General features: G+C 69.5%; 23 protein-coding genes. 12 read left to right on the plus strand and 11 right to left on the minus strand.

What is annotated here, in order from left to right; all coding sequences use genetic code 11:
• Positions 1-22: 22 nt before the first annotated feature.
• Complete coding sequence (locus ACU6RU_RS13425) at positions 23-673, plus strand: acyl-CoA synthetase (RefSeq protein WP_446726784.1); 651 nt, start codon at positions 23-25, stop codon at positions 671-673.
• Positions 670-1,008 carry an amino acid transporter gene (locus ACU6RU_RS13430; protein ID WP_120263998.1) on the plus strand — a complete coding sequence of 113 codons (339 nt, stop codon included), beginning with the start codon at positions 670-672 and terminating at the stop codon, positions 1,006-1,008. Before ACU6RU_RS13425 ends, ACU6RU_RS13430 begins: the two co-directional genes overlap by 4 nt.
• 118 nt (positions 1,009-1,126) lie before the next feature.
• Here ACU6RU_RS13430 and purB read toward each other — a convergent pair whose 3' ends face one another.
• Together purB and ACU6RU_RS13440 are read right to left on the minus strand one after the other, a co-directional pair.
• Positions 1,127-2,509 carry an adenylosuccinate lyase gene (gene purB / locus ACU6RU_RS13435; RefSeq protein ID WP_120263999.1) on the minus strand — a complete coding sequence of 461 codons (1,383 nt, stop codon included), beginning with the start codon at positions 2,507-2,509 and terminating at the stop codon, positions 1,127-1,129.
• A 27-nt stretch (positions 2,510-2,536) separates the two neighbouring features.
• Complete coding sequence (locus tag ACU6RU_RS13440) at positions 2,537-3,013, minus strand: low molecular weight protein-tyrosine-phosphatase (RefSeq protein WP_120264483.1); 477 nt, start codon at positions 3,011-3,013, stop codon at positions 2,537-2,539.
• Positions 3,014-3,158: 145 nt separating this feature from the next.
• Between ACU6RU_RS13440 and ACU6RU_RS13445 the strand changes: the two genes are divergently transcribed.
• Together ACU6RU_RS13445 and ACU6RU_RS13450 are read left to right on the plus strand one after the other, a co-directional pair.
• Positions 3,159-3,461, plus strand: a complete 303-nt coding sequence (locus ACU6RU_RS13445; RefSeq protein ID WP_446726785.1) for a hypothetical protein — start codon at positions 3,159-3,161, stop codon at positions 3,459-3,461.
• A 5-nt stretch (positions 3,462-3,466) separates the two neighbouring features.
• On the plus strand, positions 3,467-4,792 hold the full coding sequence (locus ACU6RU_RS13450) for a hypothetical protein (RefSeq protein WP_446726786.1): 1,326 nt from the start codon (positions 3,467-3,469) through the stop codon (positions 4,790-4,792).
• Positions 4,793-4,843: 51 nt separating this feature from the next.
• On the opposite strand, the gene ACU6RU_RS13455 is transcribed toward ACU6RU_RS13450, so the two are convergent.
• A complete protein-coding gene (locus tag ACU6RU_RS13455) occupies positions 4,844-5,245 on the minus strand; it encodes a phage holin family protein (RefSeq protein ID WP_446726787.1) in 402 nt (133 codons plus the stop codon).
• 72 nt (positions 5,246-5,317) lie between these two features.
• On the opposite strand from ACU6RU_RS13455, the gene ACU6RU_RS13460 reads away from it, so the two are divergent.
• On the plus strand, positions 5,318-6,382 hold the full coding sequence (locus tag ACU6RU_RS13460) for a histidinol-phosphate transaminase (protein WP_120264003.1): 1,065 nt from the start codon (positions 5,318-5,320) through the stop codon (positions 6,380-6,382).
• A gap of 118 nt (positions 6,383-6,500) precedes the next feature.
• On the opposite strand, the gene ACU6RU_RS13465 is transcribed toward ACU6RU_RS13460, so the two are convergent.
• The 7 genes from ACU6RU_RS13465 to ACU6RU_RS13495 form a co-directional block, all read right to left on the minus strand.
• Complete coding sequence (locus tag ACU6RU_RS13465) at positions 6,501-7,007, minus strand: DUF1990 family protein (protein WP_446726788.1); 507 nt, start codon at positions 7,005-7,007, stop codon at positions 6,501-6,503.
• A 323-nt stretch (positions 7,008-7,330) separates the two neighbouring features.
• Positions 7,331-8,653: a glucoamylase family protein gene (locus tag ACU6RU_RS13470; RefSeq protein ID WP_446726789.1), complete on the minus strand. Its 1,323-nt coding sequence runs from the start codon at positions 8,651-8,653 to the stop codon at positions 7,331-7,333.
• A complete protein-coding gene (locus ACU6RU_RS13475) occupies positions 8,650-10,356 on the minus strand; it encodes an ABC transporter ATP-binding protein (RefSeq protein ID WP_289330451.1) in 1,707 nt (568 codons plus the stop codon). The genes ACU6RU_RS13470 and ACU6RU_RS13475 overlap by 4 nt, the downstream gene beginning before the upstream one ends.
• Positions 10,353-11,351, minus strand: coding sequence for an ABC transporter permease (locus ACU6RU_RS13480; RefSeq protein ID WP_259455301.1), 999 nt, complete (start codon positions 11,349-11,351; stop codon positions 10,353-10,355). Before ACU6RU_RS13480 ends, ACU6RU_RS13475 begins: the two co-directional genes overlap by 4 nt.
• Positions 11,352-11,368: 17 nt before the next feature.
• Complete coding sequence (locus ACU6RU_RS13485) at positions 11,369-12,355, minus strand: ABC transporter permease (protein ID WP_120264007.1); 987 nt, start codon at positions 12,353-12,355, stop codon at positions 11,369-11,371.
• A gap of 3 nt (positions 12,356-12,358) precedes the next feature.
• A complete protein-coding gene (locus ACU6RU_RS13490; RefSeq protein WP_446726790.1) occupies positions 12,359-14,080 on the minus strand; it encodes an ABC transporter substrate-binding protein in 1,722 nt (573 codons plus the stop codon).
• 53 nt (positions 14,081-14,133) lie between these two features.
• A complete protein-coding gene (locus ACU6RU_RS13495; protein ID WP_446726791.1) occupies positions 14,134-15,156 on the minus strand; it encodes a LacI family DNA-binding transcriptional regulator in 1,023 nt (340 codons plus the stop codon).
• 167 nt (positions 15,157-15,323) lie between these two features.
• Here ACU6RU_RS13495 and ACU6RU_RS13500 point away from each other — a divergent pair, with 167 nt between their 5' ends.
• A complete protein-coding gene (locus ACU6RU_RS13500) occupies positions 15,324-16,919 on the plus strand; it encodes an alpha-amylase family glycosyl hydrolase (RefSeq protein ID WP_446726792.1) in 1,596 nt (531 codons plus the stop codon).
• A gap of 175 nt (positions 16,920-17,094) precedes the next feature.
• Here ACU6RU_RS13500 and ACU6RU_RS13505 read toward each other — a convergent pair whose 3' ends face one another.
• Positions 17,095-17,541 carry an SRPBCC family protein gene (locus ACU6RU_RS13505; protein ID WP_446726793.1) on the minus strand — a complete coding sequence of 149 codons (447 nt, stop codon included), beginning with the start codon at positions 17,539-17,541 and terminating at the stop codon, positions 17,095-17,097.
• A 280-nt stretch (positions 17,542-17,821) separates the two neighbouring features.
• On the opposite strand from ACU6RU_RS13505, the gene ACU6RU_RS13510 reads away from it, so the two are divergent.
• From ACU6RU_RS13510 to ACU6RU_RS13535, 6 genes are all read left to right on the plus strand, one after another.
• Positions 17,822-18,958: a thiamine pyrophosphate-dependent dehydrogenase E1 component subunit alpha gene (locus ACU6RU_RS13510; protein WP_120264012.1), complete on the plus strand. Its 1,137-nt coding sequence runs from the start codon at positions 17,822-17,824 to the stop codon at positions 18,956-18,958.
• A complete protein-coding gene (locus ACU6RU_RS13515; protein ID WP_289330445.1) occupies positions 18,955-19,935 on the plus strand; it encodes an alpha-ketoacid dehydrogenase subunit beta in 981 nt (326 codons plus the stop codon). The genes ACU6RU_RS13510 and ACU6RU_RS13515 overlap by 4 nt, the downstream gene beginning before the upstream one ends.
• Before the next feature lie 31 nt (positions 19,936-19,966).
• A complete protein-coding gene (locus ACU6RU_RS13520) occupies positions 19,967-21,313 on the plus strand; it encodes a dihydrolipoamide acetyltransferase family protein (RefSeq protein WP_446726794.1) in 1,347 nt (448 codons plus the stop codon).
• Between the two features lie 390 nt (positions 21,314-21,703).
• Entirely contained in the window at positions 21,704-22,444 is a 741-nt protein-coding gene (locus tag ACU6RU_RS13525; RefSeq protein ID WP_289330443.1) for a DUF5819 family protein, read from the plus strand.
• A complete protein-coding gene (locus ACU6RU_RS13530) occupies positions 22,441-23,613 on the plus strand; it encodes an HTTM domain-containing protein (RefSeq protein WP_446726795.1) in 1,173 nt (390 codons plus the stop codon). Before ACU6RU_RS13525 ends, ACU6RU_RS13530 begins: the two co-directional genes overlap by 4 nt.
• 84 nt (positions 23,614-23,697) lie before the next feature.
• A partial coding sequence (locus ACU6RU_RS13535) for a DUF6923 family protein (protein ID WP_446726796.1) occupies positions 23,698-25,531 on the plus strand: 1,834 nt, incomplete at its 3' end.

The raw sequence follows: 25,531 nt of genomic DNA on the forward strand, positions 1-25,531 counted from the left end.
TTCTGAATCGCGAGAGTCCGCCGTGTCTGCTGCATCCGCCGCCCGCACCTTCGAGGTGCGGCATGTCCAGCTCGCGCGCGCCCTTTTCGCGGCCGTCGCGGCGGTGATGATCACCTTCTCGCCCGATCACTCGGCGACCGTCGGGATGTCGGTCTTCAGCGGTTTCGCGACGGCGACCGCGATCGTGTTCTTCGTCGGAGCCTGGTTGACGAGTCCCGCGGGCCGCCGCGCGCTGCCGATCGTCCTCGGCGTCATCACCCTGATCGCCGCGATCCTCGCCGGCGTGCCGCCTTTGCGGACGACGGTCGGTTTCTTCGTCGTCGTCATCTCGTGGGCTGCGCTCACGGGGGTGATCGAGCTGATCGGCGGCATCCGCGGTCGCCGTTCCGGTGCCCCGGTCGCGCGCGACGAGGTGCTCATCGGCGCGGTCACGCTCCTGCTGGTCGCCGGCCTGCTGCTGGTCAACCCGGCCTACCGGCTCGACTACGTCATCGAGGAGGCCGGAGCCTTCACGCTCACCGGCATCACGATCGGGGTCGGGCTGTTCGGCGGCTACGCCGCGGTCGTGGCCGTCTTCCTCGGAATCGCCGGCTTCTCGCCGCGGCGCGAGGAGCTCGCGCCGGCGGCATCCGTTCCGTCATCCCCCTCGTCCGATCCGGAGGTCGCATCGTGAGCGGCGAACACCCCACCCGCCGCGAGATCATGCGTCCGGTCCAGCTGCTGGGCCTCGCGTTCGTCGCGGCGATCTTCTCGGGTGTCATCACCCTGGTCTCGATGGGGGCGTTCCAGTCGATCCCGCGCGAAGACGTCGAACGCGCCGTCGTGGTGGCCCTGGTCGTCGCGGGCATCGCCTTCATCGCGACGCTCGTGATCATCGCGCTACTGATGCTCGCCGTCGACCCCGCGCAGGTGAGCAAGCGCGTCGACCGGCCCGTGCTGTACCCCGACGAGTCCGAGACGCCCGACGACCCGGCGTCCGGCTCGTCACCCTCGTCGCCCCAGCGCTGAGATACCGCCCAGCGCTGGGGTATCGCCCAGCGCGTACCGTTCACGCGAGAACGCACCGCCCCGCGAGCATTCTCGACGGGGCGGTGCGTTTTCGGTGCGGCGCGTTGACGACGAGGCCTCAGGGCAGGCGTGACACCAGGTCGTCGGCGAGGCCGGCGTAGGTCGCGGGCGTCAGTGCCAGCAGGCGCTCCTTGGCGGCATCACCGATGTCGAGCCCACGGACGAACTCGGCGAGCTCGGATCCGCCGACGCGGCGGCCACGGGTGAGGTCCTTCAGCAGCGCATACGGATCGGTGATCTGCGAGCGACCGGCCGCGATCTCGGCGCGGACGACGGTCTGGATCGCCTCGGCGAGCACCTCCCAGTTCGCGTCGAGATCTTTCAGGAGCACGTCGCGCGACAGCGAGATCTCGGTCAGCCCGCGCTGCAGGTTGTCGAGGGCGAGCAGCGAGTGACCGAAGGCGACGCCGATGTTGCGCTGCGTCGTCGAGTCGGTCAGGTCGCGCTGCATCCGGCTCGTGACGAGCGTCTGCGCGAGGGTCGAGAACAGGCCGCCCGAGATCTCGAGGTTCGCCTCGGCGTTCTCGAAGCGGATCGGATTGATCTTGTGCGGCATCGTCGACGACCCGGTCGCGCCGGCGACGGGGATCTGCGCGAAGAAGCCGAGCGAGATGTAGGTCCAGACATCCGTGGCGAGGTTGTGCAGGATGCCGCCGGCGTGCCGGACGCGGTCGTAGAGCTCGACCTGCCAGTCGTGCGACTCGATCTGGGTGGTCAGGATGTTGAAGTCGATGCCGAGGCCCTCGATGAACGAGCGCGAGAGCTCGGGCCAGTCGACGTCGGGCTCCGCCGCGAGGTGCGCGGACCAGGTGCCGGTGGCGCCCGAGAACTTCGCGAGGTACTCGCCGCCCTCGATCTGCTTGGCGACGCGGGCGAGACGCCAGGCGAACACGGCGATCTCCTTGCCCATCGTCGAAGGGGTCGCGGGCTGACCGTGCGTGCGCGAGAGCATCGTGGCGTCGCGGTGCTCGCGGGCGAGGTCGCCGAGCGCGTCGATCACTGCCTGCAGCTTCGGCAGCCAGACGTTCTCGACGGCACGCTTGACCGTGAGGGCGTAGGAGGCGGAGTTGATGTCCTCGCTCGTGCAGGCGAAGTGGGTCAGTTCGGCGATCGCGTCGAGGCCGAGGGCCGACAGGCGATCGCGAACGAGATACTCGACGGCCTTCACATCGTGGCGTGTGACCGCCTCCTTCGCCGCGAGCCAGTCGATCTCGGTCTGGCCGAAGTCGCGGTACAGCCCGCGCAGCTGCGTCTTGTGCTCATCCGAGAGAGGCGAGCTGCCGAACAGGCTCCGGTCGGTGAGGGCGATGATCCACTCGACCTCCACCTCGACCCGCGCGCGGTTCAGACCGGCTTCGGAGAGGTAGTCGGCGAGGGAGCCGACGGCGGCGGCGTAGCGACCGTCGAGGGGGCTCAGGGGCTGCGGGGGCAGAGAGGTCACGAGGCTCCATTCAGTGTGAACGGGCGCTCAGGACGTGGTGCGGATCGCGGGTTCGAGCTGCCGGAAGAGCGCCCGGCTCGCGCTCTCGATCATACCGAGCACCTCGTCGAACATTCCGGCGTCTCCGTAGTACGGGTCGGGAACGTCGAGGTCGCCACCCGCGTGCGCGTCGAACGACATCAGCAGGCCGAGCTTGTCGGTGTCGGCCGTCGTGCGCGCCCAGTTCGACAGGACGCGCTCGTGCGAGCGGTCGAGCGCGACGATGAGGTCGGAACGATCGAAGTCGGACAGGGTGAAGCGGCGCGCCCGGTGCCCCCGTCCGTCGTATCCGCGACGCTCGAGCGCCTCGAGCGTGCGTCCGTCGGCGGGCTCGCCGACGTGCCAGTCGCCGGTTCCCGAGCTCGCTGACACCACGCGGTCGCCGAGTCCCGCCTGGTCGACGAACCAGCGGAAGACCACGTCGGCCATGGGGGAGCGGCAGATGTTCCCCGTGCAGACGAACATGACGCGGAAGGGGTCGGCGCGTCGGGTCACCGTCCCATTGTGGAGGATGCGGCCTTTCCTGCACAGACGTATCGGCGCACGACCTCCTCCCCGGCGGCGGACGAGGGCGGTCTCTGCGGCTTCCCGCAGCGGCATCGTGGCAGGCATGACCTCTCCTCACCTGCTCGTTCCGGACGCCGCGCGGCTCGATGCTGCCGCGGTGCGGACGCTCGAGATGATCGCGGTGCTGCGCTCGCGCCTGCCCTCCCTGCGCGACGAGCTCGACGCGGTCCGGCGCCGCGCCGCCGAGCTCCAGCACGAGACGGCCTGGCGCGCACGGGCGGCGAGCGACTACCGCTCGCGCCTCGACGCATGGCGCGCGCGGGCGGATGGGGTCGCGGCTCGCGTCGATCAGCTCGACGACGAGCTGCGCCGGGTTCAGGTCCGGCTCGTGGCGGGCGGCCCGTGAAATCCGTGAGCGACGACTCCCTCGACATCCGCGACGGTGGGGTCATCGCCGTCGATACGGGGCAGCTCCGGGCCGCGGCATCCGTGCTCGTCGGGCTGTCGACGCGATGCGACGCACTTCGGTCGACGTTCGAGACGGGCACGCGCGAGCTCGCCGCGCACGATGCGACCGCGTGGCCTGCCGCGGCCGTCGCCGTTGATCTCGCCCGCGTTCTCCATGAGCTCGCGGTCGAGGCCTCGGCTCTCGCCGGAGGATTGCGGGATGCCGCCGACGTCTACGACATCGTCGAGCTCGAGGTGTCGCGACGGGCCGCCGCGGACGGCGATCGCCGGGTGACGGCGCTCCTCGATCACCGCATCGCCGAGGCGCGCGAGCGCTCACCGAGCGCCGGCGGCCGCGCCGACCTGCTGCTGATGACGTGGCCGTTACTGCGGCACGGTGAGCTTCAGCGCCAGATCGGCGGCGCCACCGTCCCGCTGGGTCTGCTCGGCGGCGCGGCAGTCGCGGCCGGCGGCCTCGCCCTGACGGCTCTCGGAGCGCTCGGGCTGGGGCGTACGCCGCCCGCGCGGGGCGGGCCCGGGTCGGTCGGAGGTGCTGGGCCGGCGCCGCTCGTTGAGGTCGCCCGGTCGGCGGCGCCACCGGGATCGGCCTCGCCGCCGCTCACCCTCGCGACGCTCGCCGAGCGCATCCCGCGCGAGGGTGATCAGCTGCGCGTCGAGCGGTACACCGTCGCCGGAGGCGAGAGGCGCTTCGCCGTCTACGTCGCCGGAACCCGATCGCCGCTCGGCTTCGGCGGCCGCGAACCGTTCGACATGTCGTCGAACGTTCAGCTGTACGCCGGCCGCACCTCGGCGTCGTACGAATCGGTGGTCACCGCTCTCCGAGCGGCCGGTGCTCGCTCGGGTGACGCCGTACTCGCCGTCGGCTACTCCCAGGGCGGCGCGGTCACGTCACGGCTCGCGGTGGACGGACCCTTCCGCGTCGTCGGCAACGTGACCTTCGGCTCGCCGGTGCAGGCGGATCCCGGTGACTCCACGGTCCAGGTCACGCTGCGGCACACCGACGACCTCGTCCCTGCCCTGCAGTCCGGCGGCCACCTCGATCGTGCCGGGGCGCCGGGCAGCATCGTCGTCGAGCGGATCGCCGATCCACCGCCCGGCATCGCGGACATCACGCTCGGCGCTCACTCCATGGACGCGTACGGAGACACCGCCTCGCTCGCCGACGCGTCGGGCGATCCCCGCGTCGGAGACGTCCACGAGCGTCTCGCGCAGTTCGTGGGCGATGAGCCCGCGGAAGTCACGACCTACCGTGTGCAGCGGCCCGAGTGATCCTCCGATCTCGGCTGCGCCGGTGCCGGTGGGCGTCAGCGGCGGTCGGTGTCAGCGGCGGTCGGCGTCGCGACGAGGGCGGAACAGGATGCCGGCGACCCAGTTGATCAATGCGATGACGATGGCCGCGAGCACAGCGACCCAGAAGCCGCCGATGCGCAGGCCCCAGTCCCAGCCCGAGGTCACCCATCCGGTCAGCCACAGCAGGAAGCCGTTGATGACGAACGAGATCAGGCCGAGGGTCAGGATGTACAGCGGGAACGCGAGCACCTTCAGCACAGTGCCGACGACCGCGTTGACCAGCCCGAAGATGAGTGCGATCAGAAGCAGCGTGAGCACGAGCTGCAGGTCACCGCCCGGCGGGAACGCCACGACCGACACCTCCAGCGCCGGGATCAGCGTCACGATCCAGACCGCGAAGGCGTTGACGATCAATCGGATGATGAGGCTCATAGTGCCGTCAGTCTCCCACGGGCGCCCCCGTGCGTCATCCGATCGGCGTGACGGCATCCGTAGACTCGCATCGTGACCGACCTGCCCGTGCGCATCCGACCCGAGATCGCGGCCCTGCCCGCATACCGCCAGGGCCGTCAGGCCTCTGCCGACGCTTTCAAGCTGTCGAGCAACGAGAACCCATTCGACCCGCTGCCCGGCGTGGTCGAGGCCGTGCGGGCGGCGACGACGTTCAACCGGTACCCCGACGCCTCGGCGGGTCGCCTGCGCTCCCGGCTCGCAGACCGTTACGCGGTCGCGCCCGACGGTGTGCACGTGGCCGCCGGATCGGTGTCGATCCTGTACCAGCTCGCGTCGGCGACGAGCGGCCCGGGCGACGAGATCATGTTCGCCTGGCGATCGTTCGAGGCGTACCCGGGGCTCGCGACCGTAGCCGGAGCGACCGCCGTCGCCGTGCCGCTAGCCGCTGACGCCGGACACGATCTCGACGCGATGGCGGATGCCGTCACCGACCGCACGCGGATGATCATCGTCTGCAGCCCCAACAACCCGACCGGGCCCGTCGTCAGCCAGGCGGCCTTCGACGCGTTCGTCGCGCGCGTCCGCTCCGACGTCCTCATCGTCCTCGACGAGGCCTACGCCGAGTTCGTCACCGATCCGGATGCCGTCACCGGCGCCGCCGTGCTCGCCGCCGGCCACGCCAACGTGGTGGTGCTGCGCACCTTCTCGAAGGCGTACGGACTCGCCGGACTTCGCGTCGGATACGCCATCGGCGACCACCGCATCCTCGACGCGGCCCGCAGCACCGGCATCCCGCTCTCGGTCACGGCCCAGGCCGAGGAAGCCGCGCTCGCGAGCCTCGACGCCGAGGACGAGCTGCTCGAACGGGTGCGTCACATCGCCGTGCGCCGCGACGCGCTCGCCGACCGGTTGCGCGAGGCCGGCTGGGACGTCCCGGTCGCGCAGGGCAACTTCGTCTGGCTGCCCGCGGGCGAGCGGGCGCTCGAGATCGCGGAGGCCTTCGACGCGGCGGGCCTGATCGTCCGGGCGTTCGCCGGCGACGGAGTGCGCATCTCGGTGGGCGAGGAGGAGTCGATCGAGCGGATCGTCGCGGCCGCGGCATCCGTCGTCGGCTGACCCGGCGCGTCGCGTGGAGCCGCGAGCCGGGATGCAACGCTTCGGGCCCGACACGCCGTGACGGATGCCCGTCCACCCGGGGTGTCGGCCACGATCCCTTGCGTCGCGGCTCAGCGCCTCAGCGCCTCAGCGGGCCGGCGGAGCGGTCGCCGCGCCGGAGCGCGCTGAGGTAGCGCGTGCGCACGATCACCTGCACCACGCGGACCGCGGGATAGGCCAGCCGCCAGAACCACGTCGGCGCCGGTCGCGAGAGTGACCGCAGGGTGAAGAGCACCTCGTCGCCGCGTCGCGTGATGAGAAACGTCTCCTCTCCCTCGAGTGGATGGCCGGGCAACGCGAGGTAGACGTACCCCACGCGGTCGGGCTCGTCGACGAACGCGACCACCTCGACCGGCTCGCGGAGGGTGAGCGGCCCGAATCCGATCTCGAGCCAATGCCGCCCGTCGACGGCGGGGGGAACATCGGGGACCACCCGGAATCCGCTGCGCGTCTTTACCCGCCAGGCGAGCAGGTCGGTGCGGGCTCGTCGCCAGGCGGCATCGCCCGCACCCACGCGCACGGTCCTCTCGAACCGGCGGAAGCCTCGCCCATCGGCGTTCCACTCATCGCGGTGCGGCAGGCTCATGCGTCCAGCATCCCACCCGCCTCTCCCGCCTGTCCGCGGATGCACGGGAATCGACGCGACACCCCGACACGGATGCCGCCGCCGCAGGGTGTCGGTCATCATCCCTTGCGTCGCGGCGCGAGGGCCCGGTTCGCGAGGCGCCCGCTGCTGGGTGGGGTTCGCTTGGCGGGTAGTGCCCGTATCGGGGGGGCGGTGTGGGCGGGAAGTGCCAGGTCAGAAAGACCCCCCGTCGCTCGGCGGCGTTCGCTTGGCAGTTCGCGCCCTTGGCCGCGGCCCGTGGGGGCGCGAGGTGTCAGCTCACGCGAGTCGCGACGACCAGCGACCTACGCCGGGGTGAAGCCCAGCTTGTCAGCGCCTCGTGCGATCCAGGGATGCCGTGAGAATGCGTCCCACACGAGCGTCGAGCCGAGTGCCGCGGCGCCGAGCAGCGCGGTTGCCCCCTTGTTGAGCCCGTATCGGGGCTCGGCGTACCAGGGTTCGTCGCCCTCGAGGTTGACTCCGTCGGTTGCGCCCCATTCGTTCCACGCGCCCGGGTGCTCATCGCGCAGCACCCGCAGTGCGGGCGCCACCTCGTCGGGCGCGAGGGCGAGCGCCCCGAAGAGCGAGACGGGCGGCACCGTGCCGTCGGCGTGCGGCTCGCGCAGCGCGGGGCGCGCCCCGTTGACGACGTACCCGCCCGGGCCGAGGCCCGCCGCCGGACCCCAGAGTCCAGCGTCGAACGTCTTCCATCGTCCCGCCTGGTCTGCGCACCACGCGCGCGAGGCCAACGACGCCTCACGAGCGTTCGCCCACCAGTCACGCCCGTCGAGGTCGCGCACCCGCTGGAACGGGTAGAACGCGAGGGGAAAGTGGTACGTGAACAGGGTTCCGGCCGGCTCGTGCACGCACTCGTGCCCGCCGTACGATCCCACGGGCTTGTCGAACCCCCGCCACAGCGCGCGCGCGAGTTCGGGCGACACCGACTCGTGGCCCGCAGCGAGAAGGTACATCGGCAGCTGCTCGGCGGTCATCGACCAGGCGCTCACGAATCCGGCCTCATCGGCGCCGTCGGCGTAGTCGTCCTCGCGGTCGGCGACCCACGCCATCCGCACGACGGTCCGGTCGCCCGAGTCGTCGATGATCCACGGCCAGTCGATGCGCTGCAGCAGGCGCTCGGTGCGCTCGCCGATCTCCCGTCCGGCGTCGCCGTCGCCGGCGAAGAAGGATGCCGCCACCGCGGCGCCGCAGAGCGCGAGCGTCGTGTCGATCGTGGAGTACTCCGATCGGCCTTGGCGCTCGCCGGTGGCCGCGTCGACGAAATGCGCGAGGAACCCGCCGCGTTGCGGCACCGACTGTTCCAGGGTGCGCAGTGTCGCGGCGGTCCGGTCGCGGACGTCGCCGCGGTCGAGGATGCCGCGCTCGACGCCGACGCACCAGGCCGCCAGGGCGAAGCCGGTCGCCGCGACGGTCGCGACCCCCGGCAGGTCGTCGCGGTCGAGCACGAGTCCGCAACCGGGGCTGTCGAGACCAGCGGTCGCGTGCGCCCACAGCCACCGGATCGATGCGTCGACCTCGCGCTCGGTGAGCTCGCGGATGTCCGCGGGAAGCTCACCAACAGGAAGCCCAGTGCCGGGAAGCCCAGTGCCAGGAAGCTCAGTGTCGGTCACGCGGCGGTCCTTCTCTCGAACGGGTTGGGGATGGCATCGAGCAGCTGTCGGGTGTACTCGGCCTGCGGGTTGTCGATGACCTGGTCGGCCGGCCCCGCCTCGATGAGCTCGCCGCCTCGGAGCACGAGCGCGTGGTTGGCGAGGCTCTTGGCCGAGAGCAGGTCATGGGTGATGTACAGCATCCCGACGCCGTGGTCGGCGACGAGCGACTGCAGCACCTCGAGGATCTCGGCACGGATCGACACGTCGAGGCTCGCGATCGGTTCGTCGGCGACGACGAGTCGTGGCTCGGCGGCGAGGGCGCGGGCGATGACGACGCGCTGACGTTGGCCGCCCGAGAGCTCGTGCGGGAGACGCCCGAGGTACCGGCCCGCCGGGGTCAGGCCGACCTGTTCGAGCAGGCTCGCCGACCGCTCCACGGCCTCGCGACGCCCGACGTGCAGGAAGTTCGCGAGCGGTCGCGACAGCGAGTACCCCACGGTGAGCGTCGGGTTGAGTGCGGCGTACGGATCCTGGAACACGTACTGCACGTTGCGCCGATACTCGCGCGCGAGCCGGCCGTGGAGCGTCGTGATGTCGTGCGCCTCGCCGTCTTTCTGTCCGTAGTAGCGCACCGAGCCCGAAGTCGGATCGTCGATGCGGGTGAGGATGCGCGCGATCGTCGACTTTCCCGAGCCCGACTGGCCCACCAGCGCCGTCACCTCGCCCTCGCGCAGCGTGAATGAGACGTCCTTCACGGCATCCACATGCTCGGTCCGCAGCCCCTGCCGCTTCGAGAACCGGCGGTGGAGGTTCTCGACGTCGATGACGGGGGCGTGCTCGACCGGAGCCTCCTGCGACACCTCGACGGGCGCTTCGAGCTCGGCTCCGGTGTACCCGGCGACGTCCTCGCCGAGCAGCTCGGCGTACGACCCGACGAGGTGGATGGAATACGGATGCCGCGGGCCCGTGGTCACGGCATCCTGCGCGCTCATGTCCTCGACGATCTCGCCCTCGTACATGACGGCGACACGGTCGGCGAAGTCGAGGAGCGTGCCCATGTCGTGAGTGATGAGGATCGCACCGAACCGCTCGCGTTCCTGCAGCTCGCGGATCTTGTCGAGGATCGACTTCTGAACTACGACGTCGAGCCCCGTGGTGGGCTCGTCGAACAGCACCAGTTTCGGCTTGAGCGCGAGCGCGAGGGCGAGGTTCACCCGCTGCTTCATGCCGCCCGACAGCTCGTGCGGGTACATGTCGAGAAACCGGGCGTCGACGCTGACGAGGTCGAACAGCTCCTCCGCGCGTGCCCGCGCAGCCGCTGTGCCCGCCCCGGTGTGCTCGGCGAGGATGTCTTCGAACATCTTCCGGACGCGCACGACCGGGTTGAGCGAGTTCATGCTCGACTGGAACACCGTCGACACGTACGACCAGCGCAACGGGCGCAGCTCGTCGTCGGCGAGTGCCGTGACGTCGCGATCGCCCCATCGGATCGAGCCGCCGGTGATGTGCCCCGGGCTCCGCAGCAGACGCAGCACGGCCTGTGCGAACGTCGTCTTGCCCGAGCCCGACTCGCCGGCGAGTCCCACGAACTCGCCGGGTGCGACGCGCAGCGACACCCGCTTGACCGCGTCGAGCGTGGCGCCGAGCTTCGGCCGGTACTGCACCGACAGGTCGGACACATCGAGCACGGGCGCCGCGCTCGGATCGGATGTCGGGCTCATGACTTCTCCTCTTCGCGAAGGTGCGGGTTGCTGAGCATGTCGACGCCGAAGTTCACGAACGTCAGCGACGTCATGAGGAGCGCGAGCATGACGCCGGGCGCGACCAGCCAGACCCAGAGGCCCTGAACGAGCGCGCCGTTGGCGTTGGCCTGAGCGAGCATCTGACCCCAGCTGACGGTGTTGGGATCGCCGAAGCCCATGAACGACAGGCCCGCCTCGGCGGCGATCGCGGCGGTCGCGGCCCCGATGAAGCCCGAGACGATCAGCGATGACATGTTCGGCATGATCTCCCGGAACACGATGCGCAGCATCCCGTCGCCGCCGAACCGCGCGGCGGTGACGTAATCGCGGTTGCGCATCGAGATGATGAGCGATCGCATCTCGCGCGATGCGCCCGCCCAGCTGGTGATCGCGATCACGAAGACGAGGAGACCGAGCCCGCGCGTCTCGCTGTACGCGACGATGACCATCATCAGCGGGAGCACCGGGATCACCAGGGCCAGGTTCGTCAGGAACGACAGGATGTCGTCGAGCAGCCCGCCCTCGCGGTAGCCGGCGAGCAGCCCGACCACGATCGCGATGACGATCGTGGCGAGTCCTCCGAGCACCCCGATCGCGAACGAGAGGCGGGTGCCGTGGACGAGCTGCGTCCAGATGTCGTAGCCGAGCGTGTTCGTGCCCATCCAGTGGGTCCAGCTCGGATCCTGCGACGGCGCGAAGGTCGCGTCGTTCGGTCGGTACGGCGAGAGGAGATCGGCGAACACCGCGACGAGCAGGAACACCACGAGCATCACGATGCCCACGCGCGCCTTCCTGCTCGACCAGATGACGGCGTACCACCGGGCGGGTCGGACGACCGCCACGATCTCTTTGGTCGATGCATCCTCGTCGGTCACGCGCCGCCGGAAGGTGCGGACGGGCTCGGTGCGCATCGGTTCGGTTCGCGCCGGTTGCGGCATCGAGGCCGGCTGGGGGATGGGGGTCTCATCGGACATCGTTCGTCACCTGCCTTTCACGCCTTGGCCCGGCGGGCCCGGGGGTCGATGAGGGGGTAGAGGAGGTCGACGATGAAGTTCGCCGTCAGCACGATGACGATCGTCGCCAGCAGGATGGCCTGCATGAGGGGGAAGTCGCGGTTCGAGGTCGCCTCGCCCATGAGGCGCCCCATGCCGGGGTAGTCGAAGACCGTCTCGATGAGGATCGAGCCGCCCATGAGCACACCCAGCGACAACGCGAACCCCGTGATGACCGGGAGCAGCGCGTTCCGAGCCGCATAGCCGAGGGCGAGGGTGCGCTCCTTCAGTCCGGCGGCTGCGCCGAGGCGGATGTAGTCCTCGCCGAGCACCTGCACCATGGTGTTCCGCATCGACAGGATGAAGCCGATCGGAGCCGTGACCATCAGCGTCAGCGCGGGGAGGAACCCATGCGAGACGACGTCGGCGATGTGGATCGGGGAGAGCCCCGGGGTCGTGTAGCCGTAGCCGCCGGATGCCGGGAACCAACCGAGCGTGTACGCGAAGACGAACAGGACGATGAGACCGATCCACACGGACTGCAGGTTGCCGACGAATGTCGAGCCGACCGAGATCGTCGCGTCGAAACGGCTGTTGCGCCGCCACGCGGCGATCGCCCCGAGCAGCGTGCCCAGCACGAACGAGAGGATCTGGGTGATGCCGACGAGAACGAGCGTCCACGGCAGCGCCTGGCCGATGACGTCGGCGACGGGGTACGGGAAGTATGTGAACGACGTGCCGAGGTCGAACGACGCGAGCTGTCGCAGATAGTCGCCGTACGCGATGAAGACGTTGTCGTTCGAGTAGCCGAGCATCGCCTTCACGGCGGCCACCTGGGCCGGATCGATCTCGCCCTGGCCGTTGAGCTGACGGACCATGATCTCGGCCGGATCGCCGGGCTGGAGCCGGGGGATGATGAAGTTCAGCGTGATCGCGGCCCAGAGCGTGAGCAGGAAGTAGCCGGTCTTGCGGGCGTAGTAGGCCATGGCTCAGTCCTCCCCGCCGGCATCCGCCCCGCCGGCATCCGCCCCGCCGGCATCCGCCTCTCCCGGCGGGCGCAGGTTCGGGAGGACGCGGATGAGCTGGTCGACCGGATACGGGTTGTCTTCGCTCGGCCATCCGACGGCGTTGTTCGTGCGGTAGATGAGCCGGTTCGGCGCGTACTGCAGCGCGATGTAGGGGAACTCGGTCATGAAGATGTCGATGATCCGGGCTTCGATCTCGGCGGTGCGGCTCTCGTCGGTGGTGTTGGTCCACTCGGCGATGAGAGCGTCGATCTCCGGGTTGACGTAGCGGGCGCGGTTCAGCAGAAGCTCCTGCTCGGTCGAGATCTGCGAGGCCTGCAGCTTCGCGCCGAGGTCGCGCGCCCGCTGGCATCCGCCGCTGATGAAGTCGACCGTCATGTCGAAGTCGCCGGCCTTCTGCATCCCCTCGATCGCGTTGGGATCGGTCGTGACCATGCGCACCGAGATGCCGACGTCGGCGGCGTTGCGGGCGACGACATCCGCCATGGCGATGACGTCCATCCACCCGGCCTGCACGCTGAAGACGAACGACAGCGGCTCACCGTTCTCGTCGACGCGGAGCCCGTCGGGCCCGCGCTCGTAGCCGGCGGCATCCAGCATCTCGTTCGCCCGCGCGGGGTCGTAGGGGATGAACTCCTTGCCCCGCCACTGCTCGGGCACCGCCTGCTCCTGGAAGGGGAGGAGCAGCATCGTCTGGCTCGCCGGCTCCATGATGCCGAAGCTCGCGCGCTGGCTGAGCGCCTCGCGATCGAGCGCGTAGGCGAAGGCCTCGCGGAATCTCGGGTCGTTGAGCACCGGGCGCTCGTTGTTGAGCACGAGGGCGGTGATGGCGTCGGGCGGGTAGAAGAAATGCGCGTTCTCGGGGTCGGGCGCCACCACCGAGCGGTTGGGGTTGGGGATGTCGCCGCGGTAGAGGTCGAGCGCGCCGCTGCGGAGCTTCAGTGCCCCGGAGTTCGCGTCGTACTGGCCCTCGAGCGAGAGGCGCTGGACGCGGACCTCGTCGGCGTTCCAGTAGTTCTCGTTGCGCTCGAGCACGAGGCGGCGTCCGTTGTAGGACTCGGGGGTGAACGGGCCGGTGCCCACGCCCTGCTCGTCGACGAACAGGGTCGGATCGCCCTGCGCGGCGTAGATGTGCTCGGGCAGGATCTTGGTGTTCTGCAGGATGGCGTCGGTCTTCGGCACCGCGGCACCCGCGAAGTCGAAGACGACGGTGTGGTCGTCGGCCGCGGTGACGCTCTCGGCGGGAGCGCCGAAGAAGTCGCCCCACAGGCCCGACTTGTCAGCGGCGGGAAACTCCTTGCCCGCCATGAAGGTGTACACGACGTCGTCAGCGGTGAAGGGCTCGCCGTCGCTCCACTCCACGCCCTCGCGCAGGGTCAGTACGAGGCGGTCGGGGCGTTCCCACTCGTAGTCGGTGGCGAGCCAGGGCACGGCCTCGCAGGTGAATCGGTCTCGGATCATGAGCGGCTCGAAGAGCCAGGTCTGAACCGTCGCGTTGGGGGAGAGCCAGTTGTAGTTGAGCAGTCCCTGCACCGATCCGCCGGCCTCGGACGGCATCCGCAGCTCGCCGATGAATCCCGGCGGGGCTTCGGGTGCGGGCTCGAGGCCGACATTCGCGCACGCGGATGTCGCGAGCAGCGCGGTCAGGGCGATCGCTCCCGCCGCCAGTCCTCTGCGTCTTCTCATCGGAACCTCCTCGTTCCTCTGTGAGGCCGGTCGCTCCTCGACCGGTCGCGTTCTCAGTCGGGCATCGCCTCCGGCGTCGTTTCCGGCGCGCAGCCGCACGACTCCCGCACGACCAGTCGGGTCGGCAGGACGGTGTGCGACCGGATGTCGTCGCCCAGCGCACCGGCCGCTGCGCGAGCACCGAGCTCGGCGATCGGCTGGTGCACCGTCGTCAGGCGCGGCGAGGCGATGCCGGCGAGAGCCTGGTCGTCGAAGCCCGTGACCGCGACATCCGCCGGGATGCGGTGGCCGAGGCCCGGCAGTGTGGCCAGCATGCCGATCGCGAGCTCGTCGTTGGCGCAGACGAGCGCATCGGGCAGATCCGCGTCATCGTGCAGCATCCGGGCGGCGACCGCGCCGCTGCGCACGTCGAGGCCGAGCCGGACGGGCTCACCCGCCTCGGCGAGACCGCGCTGCTCGAGAGCGTCGCGGAAGCCCTCGTAACGCCACGCGGTGTCGGGTGACCCCGAGGGCTCACCGACGAAGCGCATGCGGCGGTATCCGTGCACGTCGGCGAGGTGGCCGGTGAGCTCGGCGGCGGCCGCGCGGCCGTCGGTCACCACGGTCGCTGCCTCGTCGGCCTCGCCGGCGACGACGATCACTCGGCCCGAGCGTGCGAGCGCGACGACCTCGTCGGACGGCAGCGTGCCGCCGGCGATGATGAGTCCGTCGGTGCGTTCGGCGAGTTGGCGCACGGCCCCGGCGGCGTCGGGCCGCAGGTGGGTTCCGACGACGTTGATGACGACGCCGCGCTCGACCGCCACCGACTCGGCGCCCTCGATGAGCTGGGCGAAGTAGGGGCCGCCGAGTCCGGGCAGCACGATGCCGAGAGTGTTCGTGCGCTGATACGACAGGGCGCGGCCGAGAGCCGAGGGGCGGTATCCCAACCGGTCGATCGCGGCCTGGACGCGTTGTTTCGTTTCGGCGACGACGCGCGGATCGTCGTGCGTGACGCGCGAGACGGTCGCGACCGACACCCCGGCCTCGCGGGCGATGTCGCGGATGGTCGGGCGAACGGCGGGGGAATCGGATGCCACGCGGGCCCACCTCACTTCGTCGTGTCGGGTGCTGGTGTCGGGTGCCGGTGTCTGGTGCCGGGTTGCTCTGTGATCCGGCGATGTAACCGGATACATTGGGGACTGTACCTCCGTGTAACCGGTTACATCAAGCCTTGCATCGAGAAAATCTGCGAAGGAGCAGCGTCATGACCCTCGTTCCCCTGGCCGATCGCCTCGACCGCCTCGTGCTGTACCAGGCGTATCCGCAGAGCTTCGCCGACGCTGACGGTGACGGCATCGGCGATCTCGACGGTGTCGCGGCGCGACTGGATTACCTCGCCTGGCTCGGCGTCGATGCCGTGTGGCTCAACCCCGTCTTCGTCTCGCCCTTCCGCGACGCCGGGTACGACGTCGCCGACTTCGACCGTGTGGCCGACCGGTACGGCGGCGACGCGGCGATGGACCGGCTCCTCGCCGAGGCCGAGCGGCGGGGCATCGGGATCGTGCTCGACCTCGTGGCGGGTCACACCTCGGACGAGCACGTGTGGTTCGGCGACGCGCTGGCCGCGCCCGTCGACGGTGACCCGGAGGGTGACCGGTACGTCTTCAGCCCCGTGGCCGCAGACGGATTCGTGCCGGTGCCGCGCGGGGACCGCGGGTTCTACAAGCCGAACTTCTTCCACTTCCAGCCCGCGCTGAACTTCGGCTACGCCCGGCCTCATCCGGACGAGCCGTGGCGTCAGGCCGTCGATGCACCCGGGCCGTCGCGCAACCGAGATGCCCTCGTCGACATCATCCGGCGGTGGTACGACCGCGGTGTCGCGGGATTCCGCGTCGACATGGCCGCGTCGCTCGTGAAGGACGATCCCGGACACGTCGAGACCGCGAAGCTCTGGCACGACGTGCACCGTCGTCTCGACCGCACGCACCCGGGCCGCATCCTCATCTCCGAGTGGGGCGACCCGGCACGAGCGGTGCCCGCGGGATTCGACGTCGACTTCTTCCTGCAGTTCGGCGGCGACTTCGACGGGATGCCGCTGAAGTCGCTGTTCGAGAACGGCTCGGGCACCGTCCACGAGGCATGGCCCGCCCGCGACGCGTGGGCCGACGCCGCCGGTCGAGGCGACGCGGCGGACTTCGTCGAGGCGTGGTCCGAGGCGCGCGATGCCATCCGTGAGGCCGGCAGCCGGGGGATCGTCGGGCTGCCGACGGCGAACCACGACTTCACGCGCATGGTCAGCGGCGACCGCGATGCGCGGCAGGCCCGCGCGGCGCTGCTGCTCGTGCTGACCTGGCCGGCGATGCCCTCGATCTACTACGGCGACGAGATCGGCATGCGCTACCTGCCGGGCGTCGGCCCTCTCGAGGGGTCGTCGCTCGGGCCGACGTACGAGCGAGCGGGATCGCGCACGCCGATGGCCTGGGGAACGGTGGAGATTCTCGGGCAGCGCGCCCACGAGTCGAGGTACCTGCCCGCCGACCCGGCCCCGGACGCCCCGACCGTGGCGCGGCAGCTGCATGACCCGGCATCCCTCCTGCACTTCCTACGTGAAGCGATCGCGCTGCGGCGGGGCGATCCCCGACTGTCGGCGCGGGCCGACGTGACGGTCGAATCGACCGGCTACCCCTTCGTGTACCGGCGGGGAGGGTCGCTTCTGGTCGCGCTCAATCCGGCCGACCGGCCCTGCGACGTGGCGCTCGGTGGCCGCGGCATCCCTCTCCTGTCGTTCGGGGCGCGTGTCGAGGGCACGACCCTGCGCCTCGAGCCCTTCGGCGCGGCCGTGATCGACCTCGGCCGCTGACCGGCCCCGGCGTGGTGGGCATCTCGTGCGGTGGGCGTCCCCGTGCGCGGATGCAAGGGATCGACGGCAACACCCCGGTGCGGATGCCGCCGGGCCGGGGTGTCGGTCGTGATCCCTTGTATCGCGGTGTGTGCGCGGCGCGGGCGGCACCGCGTGGCCGGACGCGGCGCGGCGATCAGCCCGAGACGGACGTCACCAGATGCTCGGCCCGGCGGGTGAGCAGGCGGCGCAGATAGGGCACGAGCACGAGGCGTTCGGCGATTCGGCCGAGAACGGGCGAGGCGAGGTTCACGCGGTCGGTCATGATCGTCATCCCGTCGCGCTCGACATAGAGGTGCTCGTGCCGGAACACGCGGAACGGCCCGGAGACCTGCTCGTCGACGAAGCGGAGCGGCCGGTCGAGTGCCGTGACCCGCGACGTCATCCGGAACGGGATGCCGAAATGCCATGCCCGCCAGGTCACCGTTTCGTCGAGCCCGATCAGGCCGCTCGTCACACCATCGATCGCGCGCTCGCCGGTGCCGCGCATCGAGGCGACGTGCGCCCCGATGTCACGCGATGCGTCGAACAGCGCCTCCGCCGATACCGCGGCGCGCGTCACGATCTCGAATGACGACGTCATCCGCCGATCCTCTCACCGCCCCCTCACCCGTCGGCCCGCGGCATCCCCGCCCGCGGCATCCGGGCTTCCGTTCGGCGGGCCCCGATGCAAGACATCTGTCATGACACCCCGGTGCGGATGCCGCCCGGCCGGCGTGTCGGCCACGATCCCTTGCATCCGGGCCCCGCACACACCCCACCCCACCCACCCCACCCGGCTTGTGCCGCACCCACCGCGAATCGCGGCATCCGTTGTCGACCGCATGCAGATCGGGTCATACCGGGGGCGTTAGCGTGGGAGGGTGACCGACGAAGCTGAACTCGATCCCGCTCTCGTCCGCGTCCTCGCGGCCGACGGCTCACTCGACCCGTCGCCCGAAGCCGAACGCTACTTGCCGGTGATCGAGGCGCTCGCCGACACGGAGCTCGAGACGTTCTACCGCGACATGGTGACGGTGCGGGCCTTCGACCGCCAGGCCACGAACCTGCAGCGTCAGGGGCAGCTCGCGCTCTGGCCTCCGTCGTTCGGCCAGGAGGCCGCTCAGGTCGGTTCCGCGCGGGCGACCCGGCCCCAGGACCACCTCTTCCCGTCGTACCGCGAGCATGTGGTCTGCACGATCCGCGGCGTCGACCCGATCGACATCATCCGGCTCATGCGCGGCCTCACCCACGGCGGGTGGGACCCGACCGACCCCCGCAACGGCAACACCCACATCTACACGCTCGTGCTCGGCTCGCAGACGCTGCACGCCTCGGGCTACGGCATGGGGATGGTCTTCGACGGGCGCACCGGCACGGGCGACCCCGAGCGCGACGAAGCGGTCATCGTCTACTACGGCGACGGCGCCTCGAGCCAGGGCGACGTGCACGAGGCGATGGTCTTCGCCACGAGCTACAACACCCCGCAGGTCTTCTTCCTGCAGAACAACCACTGGGCGATCTCGGTGCCGGTCTCGACGCAGTCCAAGGTCCCGCTCGTGCGCCGCGGCGCCGGCTATGGGATGCCGTCGATCCGTGTCGACGGCAACGATGTGCTCGCCAGCTATGCCGTCACCAAGCTCGCCCTCGACGAGGCCCGCTCCGGTGAGGGGCCCCGTGCGATCGAGGCGCTGACCTACCGCATGGGTGCGCACACGACGAGCGACGACCCGACGAAGTACCGCACGAGCGACGAAGAGGCCTTCTGGGCGCGGCGCGACCCGATCGCCCGCATGCGCGCCTATCTCGAGAGCCGCGGCGCCGCCGCATCCTTCTTCGACGACGTGGATGCTGCGGCTGCGGCCTATGCCGACGACGTCCGGGTCCGCACGAACCAGCTCACCGCTCCCGAGGCCGACAGCATGTTCGCTCACGTCTACAGCGAGCAGCACCCTCTCGTCGATCGGCAGCGGAAGTGGCTCGCCGACTACGAGGCATCCTTCGAGGAGGGACGCGCATGAGCGTCGAGACGCTGCCGTTCAGCAAGGCGCTCAACGCGGGCATGCGCGCCGCGATGCAGGCCGATGACCACGTGCTGATGATGGGCGAGGACATCGGCCGCCTCGGGGGCGTGTTCCGCGTCACCGAGGGGCTGCAGGCCGAGTTCGGCGACCGACGCGTGCTCGACACGCCCCTCGCCGAGTCGGGCATCGTCGGAACCGCGATCGGACTCGCGATGGCCGGCTTCCGGCCGGTGTGCGAGATCCAGTTCGACGGATTCGTCTTCCCCGCCTTCGACCAGATCACGACGCAGCTCGCGAAGCTCACGAACCGGCACGATGGGCGGATGTCGTTCCCCGTCGTCATCCGGATTCCCTACGGCGGGCACATCGGCGCCGTCGAGCACCACCAGGAGAGCCCGGAGGCGTACTTCACGCACACCCCGGGTCTGCGGGTCGTGTCGCCCTCGACGCCGAACGACGCGTACTGGATGATCCAGGACGCCATCTCCTCGAACGACCCGATCGTCTTCCTCGAGCCGAAGTCGCGCTACTGGACCAAGGGCGAGGTCGATCTCGCCGCGCGGGCACTGCCGCTGCACGCCTCGCGCGTGGTCCGTCGCGGAACCGACGTCACGCTCGTGGGCCACGGTGCGATGGTGACGGTGCTGTTGCAGGCTGCCGCGCTCGCCGAGAGCGAGGGCGTGTCGTGCGAGGTCGTCGACCTGCGCTCGCTGTCGCCCGTCGATTACGGCCCGATCCTCGACTCGGTGCGGCGCACCGGACGCATGGTCTACGGGCAGGAGGCACCCGGGTTCACGTCGCTGGGATCCGAGATCGCCGCGACCGTGACCGAGCAGGCGTTCTTCTCGCTCGAGGCTCCCGTGCTGCGGGTGTCGGGCTTCGATGTCCCGTTCCCGGCGGCGAAGCTCGAGGGCGCGTACCTCCCCGACGCCGACCGCATCCTCGAGGCCGTCGACCGCGCCCTCGCCTACTGACCACCCGACGCGCCTGCGAGAGGATTCCCTCATGAGCACCCAGACCTTCCATCTGCCGGACGTCGGCGAAGGCCTCACCGAGGCCGAGATCGTGCAGTGGCGCGTGGCCGCCGGCGACGAGGTCGCGGTCAACGACGTCCTCGTCGAGATCGAGACCGCCAAGTCGCTCGTCGAACTGCCGTCGCCGTTCTCGGGCACGGTCGGCGAGCTGCTCGTCGACGAAGGCACCACTGTCGAGGTGGGGGCCGCGATCATCACGATCGCGGGCGCGGCCGGGGGAGCGGATGCCGCGAGCGGCAACTCCGAGCATGGCGAGACCCCTGCTGAGAAGCCGGCCGCCGCAGGCGACGCATCGGAGGAGAACGGTTCGGTTCTCGTCGGGTACGGGGGGGCTGGTCAGGTGCAGTCGCGTCGCCGCAAGCCGACCGAGCCTCCGGCCCGCGCAGCCGTGGGCGTCGTGGCGAAGCCCCCGATCCGCAAACTCGCACGCGACCTCGGCGTCGATCTCGCGTCGGTCACGCCGACAGGAGCCGCGGGCGAGGTGACCCGCGAGGATGTCGTCAACCATGCGTCGCAGGCATCCGTCTTCCGCAACCTGCAGACGCCTGCCCGACCCGAGGTGCGCGAGCAGACCATCCCGGTTCCCCCGGCGGTCGTCTCGGCCGGGCCGGCCGACGATCGCGAGGAGACGATCCCGGTCAAGGGCGTGCGCAAGGTCACGGCCAAGCACATGGTCGACTCCGCGCACACCGCACCGCACGTGTCGGTGTGGACCGACGTCGACGCGACACGCACCATGGAACTCGTCAAGCGGATGAAGGCGTCGCCCGACTTCGCCGACATCAAGGTCTCACCGCTGCTGATCATGGCGCGTGCCGTCGTGTGGGCGGTGCGCCGCACGCCCATGGTGAACGCGGCGTGGGTCGAGACCGAGAACGGCGCTGAGATCCGGGTGCGTCATTACGTCAACCTCGGCATCGCGGCGGCGACTCCGCGCGGCCTGCTCGTGCCGAACATCAAGGACGCCCAAGACCTGAACATGCGCGGTCTCGCCCGCGCACTCGAGAAGCTGACGCTCACCGCGCGTGAGGGCAAGACCTCGCCCGCCGAGCAGCAGGGCGGCACGATCACGATCACGAACATCGGCGTGTTCGGCATGGATGCCGGCACCCCGATCATCAACCCGGGCGAGTCGGGCATCGTCGCGATGGGCACCATCCGGCAGAAGCCGTGGGTCGTCGACGGCGAGGTGCGTCCTCGCTTCGTCACCACAGTGTCGGGCTCGTTCGATCACCGCGTCGTGGACGGCGACGGCATGAGCCGGTTCATCGCCGACGTGGCATCCGTCTTGGAGGAACCCGCACTGCTGCTGGACTGATTCCGCCGGTACGTCGTCGGAGACCTGCGAAGGGGGGAGCGTGATCACGCTCCCCCCTTCGGCGTGGGAGGGAATCCCCGCGGGGTGAGGTCCGGTACCGCTCGTCGATGACGAAGCGGTAGCTGTCGACCCATGGGGGGGCACGTCGTCGCGCCCGGATCGTGACGCCGAAACCGCGATCACGGATGCCCCGCGCCGTGCTGACGAAAAACTTCCCGCATTCCGCGTCACGATCCGTCGTCGCAGCGGTCTCGAAGTCAGGGCGCATTCACGGGCGCCCCCGAGACCACGTACACGGGGAGAGAAATGACCAGGACAATGCCATCGGCGCGGTGGAGGCCGACGCCCGCGAGAAACGACGGAGACGCCAAGGCGTCGACACGATGGACGGTGCGCATCGTCTCGACGGCACTGGTGCTGTTGACGGCGTGGCACGTCTTCGCCTCGTTCTTGTGGATCTATCCGCCCTCGGCGCTGCGCCAGCTCCCTCCCGAGAACGCGCTCAGCTCGTACATGCTGCCGCTGTTCGGTCAGTCGTGGAGTGTGTTCGCGCCCGAGCCGATCAACGGCGACTATCACTTCAACGTTCGCGCCCTCGTGACAGATGACGCGGGTAACGAGTCCGAGACCGGCTGGGTGAGCGCGACCGATGTCGAGCTCTCCATGGTGAAGAACAACCTGTTCCCGCCGCGGGCCGGCATCCAGGCCGAGGAACTCGCGAGCAACTTCAAGAAGTCGTGGGACGGGCTGTCCGAGAGCCAGCGCGCGCTGACCCTCGAGAACCACATGGGTGACGAGTGGCTGTCGACGCTGTCGGCCGAGCTCGAGAGTGCTGACGACGAGGTCGATCCCGACGCCTACGTCGGCGACGACCGCATGGCGACCGCTTATGCGACCCAGGTCGCCCACGCGATCTGGGGAGACGACGTCACCGCGGTTCAGTTCCGCGTGAGCCGCCAGAACGTCGTGCCGTTCGCCGAGCGCAACAACCCGAACGCTCAGCGCCCCGACCCGACCGTCATCCGCCCGGGCTGGCGCGAGGTGTTCACCGAGCCGGGACAGAACGAAGACCGCTTCGCCGAGGTGTTCCGGTCGCAGTACGAGACCTACCTGAAGGGCCTGAACCGATGAGCACCACCGACTCGAACGCTACGGCGACGCCCCGCATCCTCACCTTCGTCGGCTCGCTCATCGCGCAGTTCGCACAGACCACGACTGTCGCCGCGACCCGCACGTTCTCGGCCGCGAACCACTGGCTTCATGACTCGAAGAAGGCGCTCTACGGCCTGGCCGTGACCCGCATCCTGTTCGGCCTCACCGGACTCGGACTGCTGCTGACGAACTTCAACACCCGCTACTACTCGTTCGGCTCGGGCTCCGCCTGGAACCGTGAGATGGCGGAGCCGGTGAGCGACTTTCCAAAGATCTGGCTCTTCTCGTCATTCCACAACGCCATGGGCAACGACCTGGCCTACTCCACGCTCTACGTCGCGCTGATCGGCCTGAGCATCCTGTTCATCCTCGGCTGGCGATTCCGCGTCGTGCTTCCGGTGTTCTTCTGCCTCTGGGTCGGTTTCATCGAGGCCAACGACATGGTCGGCGACCAGGGCGACAACATGTTCCGCATCGCGATGATCCTGCTCTTCTTCGCTGACCCTGCCGCACGGTGGTCGCTTGACGCTCGCCGTCGGGCACGCAAGGGCGAGTGGTTCCGCGACGGATCCGCGCCGCGTCAGATCGGCATCGTCGCGCACAACCTCACGCTCGTCGCTCTGGCCGCACAGGTCATCTTCGTGTACACCTCGGGCGCCCTGTTCAAGGCCGGCGGCGCACCCTGGCGTGAGGGCTGGGCGATCTATCACCCGCTCGAGACGGCGCGTTTCGGCACCTGGCCCGCGTTGTCGGACTTCTTCATGGCCTGGGGGCCGGCTGTCGCCTTCCTGACACTCGGCACGCTGTTCCTGCAGGCGGGATTCCCGTTCATGCTGCTGACGCGCCCGACCCGACTGATCGCGCTGTTCGGAATGCTCGGCTTCCACATCGGAATCGCCGTGCTCATGGGCCTGCCCTGGTTCTCGCTGACGATGGTCGCGATCGATGCGATCTTCATCCGCGACCGGTCTTGGGCGGGAATCGCTCAGACATTCACGGAGAAGTGGCGTGCGGCCGCATCGAGTCCCGGAGGGGGAGAACTCCAGGTTCAGCGCATGCCTGCCACGACCGAGGACGTCGATCCCTCCGCGGCCGAAGCCCAGGACCACACAGACTCCGCGCAGCTCGTGGGAGCGGGCTCGCGGTGACCGCCGTCCGGCTCGGCCGGTCGGCGTATTGGGGGAAGAGCACCGGGACACCGGTACTTCCGATAACAAAGGAGAACGCTCAGAATGACGAATGAGCAACATGCACGCCCGCCGGGGCGTTGGAAGCGCAGAGCGCTGACGGTCGGCGCGGGGGCGGCTGTCATCAGCCTCGCCGTGATGGGTGCGGCGACCGCGGCCAATGCGGCTGCGGGTGACCCGTGGCCCACCGACAAGACTCAGGTATGGCTCCTGCAATCGAACCGGACATCTGCCGGTTCGCTCTTTGACGTCAAATACTCGCCGACATCGGGACAGTACAGCTTCGACCGATTGGGTTCCGTCCAGCCGGGCGACCTGTCGACGATGGCTTTCAACCCGGATGACGGCTTCATCTATGCGACGCTCTACCCGGGCACCGCGGTGCGCGACCCGCTCTATCGCATCGGTCAGGGTGGTGTGGCGACCCGAGTGGCCGGGCTGACCGGACCCGTCGCACCGAATGTGACGGGCTGGTCGGGCATGGAATACCACGACGGGAAGTTGTGGTTCTACTCGACCGGTGGAACGGTCATCGCCTCGATCGACCTCGCAACGGGTGCGCAGGAGACCCACACCTTCTCGGGGACTGTGCGAAACGACAGCCCGAACGATCTTGTCTACGCGGACGGCTACTTCTGGTCGGCGAGTTCGGGTGGGTACCTGCTGCGCTATGACGTATCCAGCAACACTGTGACGAGGATCGACGCGCCGGGACTCCGGACGGGCGGGACGACTAACTACGGTGCTGCCTGGGTGACGGGATCCGGGTTGCTCGGGTTTGTCGACAACGCCTCCGGCAGGGTCGTGCATGTACGTGTCGCCGGCTCACAGGTCGCTGAAGTGATAGGCGTGGGGACGGCGAACTCCACTATCGACAACGATGGGGCCTACAACTTCGGTGACCCGGCTGACATCGCGCTGAAGAAGACCGGCCCGGTGGAGTTCATGCCCGGTGAGTCGTTCGAGTACTCGTTCACGGTGAGCAACGTCGGCAGTTCCCCGTCGGGAGGCTGGTTCCTCAAGGACGTGCTCCCCGCGGGGCTGAGCAACGCGATCCTGGTCGACAGCCCGGGTGTCACGCTGACCACCCAGACGGGCGCAGACGGCCGGGAGACTCTGCTCATCAACGGCGGTGAGGTCGGAGCCGGCGAGAAGATCGATTTCCGCGTCCGCGTCACGGCCGCGAACGACATCAGCGGCTGTGTGACGAACACGGCCGAGCTGGTGGGCATGGAGGATGACCCCGACTACGGGAACAACACGTCCTCCACCGACTGTGCGCGGGTTGTGACCGCACGTCTGAACCTCGACAAGGAGGTCTCGAAGGTCGTCGACACGAATAACAACGGCATCACCGACCCGGGCGACCAGATCTTCTGGCGGTTCAAGGTCACCAACACCGGAATCGCGAACATCGAGAACATTGCGATCCGCGACGAGTTCCTGCAGAACGCCGGCGTCGGCGTCAGCTGCGACCCGATCGCTCTCGCGCCCGGCCAGTCGGCTGAGTGCGAGTCGACCGAGCCGTACGTGATCACTGCCGACGACGCGAAGAAGGGTTCGGTGGAGAACACCGCGCTCGCGACGGGCAACGTGCCCCCGGGACAGCCCGGCGAGCCCGGCAACGTCGAGTCGCCCGAGGATTCGACGAAGACCCCGGTCGAGGAGCCCCAGAGCAACGTGAACGCGTCTGCGTCTGCGTCGGCGTCGGCGAAGGCTGATGACAACAGCAACCCGTCCGCTCAGGCGGCGGCTCAGGCTGCAGCGACCCCGGATGCTGAGTCGGCTGCCTCGGCTGCGGCAACCCCGAACGCGGAGGCTGCAGCGAAGGCTGCTGCTAACCCGGATGCGTCGAGTGCGGCGTCGGCTGATGTGTCTT

It is taken from the genome of Microbacterium sp. F1-18 (genome assembly GCF_052921305.1).

Coding starts and splice junctions, on each gene's coding strand:
- ACU6RU_RS13530 (WP_446726795.1), top strand. CDS start 22,441: ATGAGCACCACCGACTCGAACGCTACGGCGACGCCCCGCATCCTCACC.
- ACU6RU_RS13485 (WP_120264007.1), bottom strand. CDS start 12,355: ATGGCCTACTACGCCCGCAAGACCGGCTACTTCCTGCTCACGCTCTGG.
- ACU6RU_RS13465 (WP_446726788.1), bottom strand. CDS start 7,007: ATGAGCCTGCCGCACCGCGATGAGTGGAACGCCGATGGGCGAGGCTTC.
- ACU6RU_RS13480 (WP_259455301.1), bottom strand. CDS start 11,351: ATGTCCGATGAGACCCCCATCCCCCAGCCGGCCTCGATGCCGCAACCG.
- ACU6RU_RS13490 (WP_446726790.1), bottom strand. CDS start 14,080: ATGAGAAGACGCAGAGGACTGGCGGCGGGAGCGATCGCCCTGACCGCG.
- ACU6RU_RS13500 (WP_446726792.1), top strand. CDS start 15,324: ATGACCCTCGTTCCCCTGGCCGATCGCCTCGACCGCCTCGTGCTGTAC.
- ACU6RU_RS13440 (WP_120264483.1), bottom strand. CDS start 3,013: ATGTTCGTCTGCACGGGGAACATCTGCCGCTCCCCCATGGCCGACGTG.
- ACU6RU_RS13475 (WP_289330451.1), bottom strand. CDS start 10,356: ATGAGCCCGACATCCGATCCGAGCGCGGCGCCCGTGCTCGATGTGTCC.
- ACU6RU_RS13520 (WP_446726794.1), top strand. CDS start 19,967: ATGAGCACCCAGACCTTCCATCTGCCGGACGTCGGCGAAGGCCTCACC.
- ACU6RU_RS13455 (WP_446726787.1), bottom strand. CDS start 5,245: ATGAGCCTCATCATCCGATTGATCGTCAACGCCTTCGCGGTCTGGATC.
- ACU6RU_RS13445 (WP_446726785.1), top strand. CDS start 3,159: ATGACCTCTCCTCACCTGCTCGTTCCGGACGCCGCGCGGCTCGATGCT.
- ACU6RU_RS13505 (WP_446726793.1), bottom strand. CDS start 17,541: ATGACGTCGTCATTCGAGATCGTGACGCGCGCCGCGGTATCGGCGGAG.
- ACU6RU_RS13515 (WP_289330445.1), top strand. CDS start 18,955: ATGAGCGTCGAGACGCTGCCGTTCAGCAAGGCGCTCAACGCGGGCATG.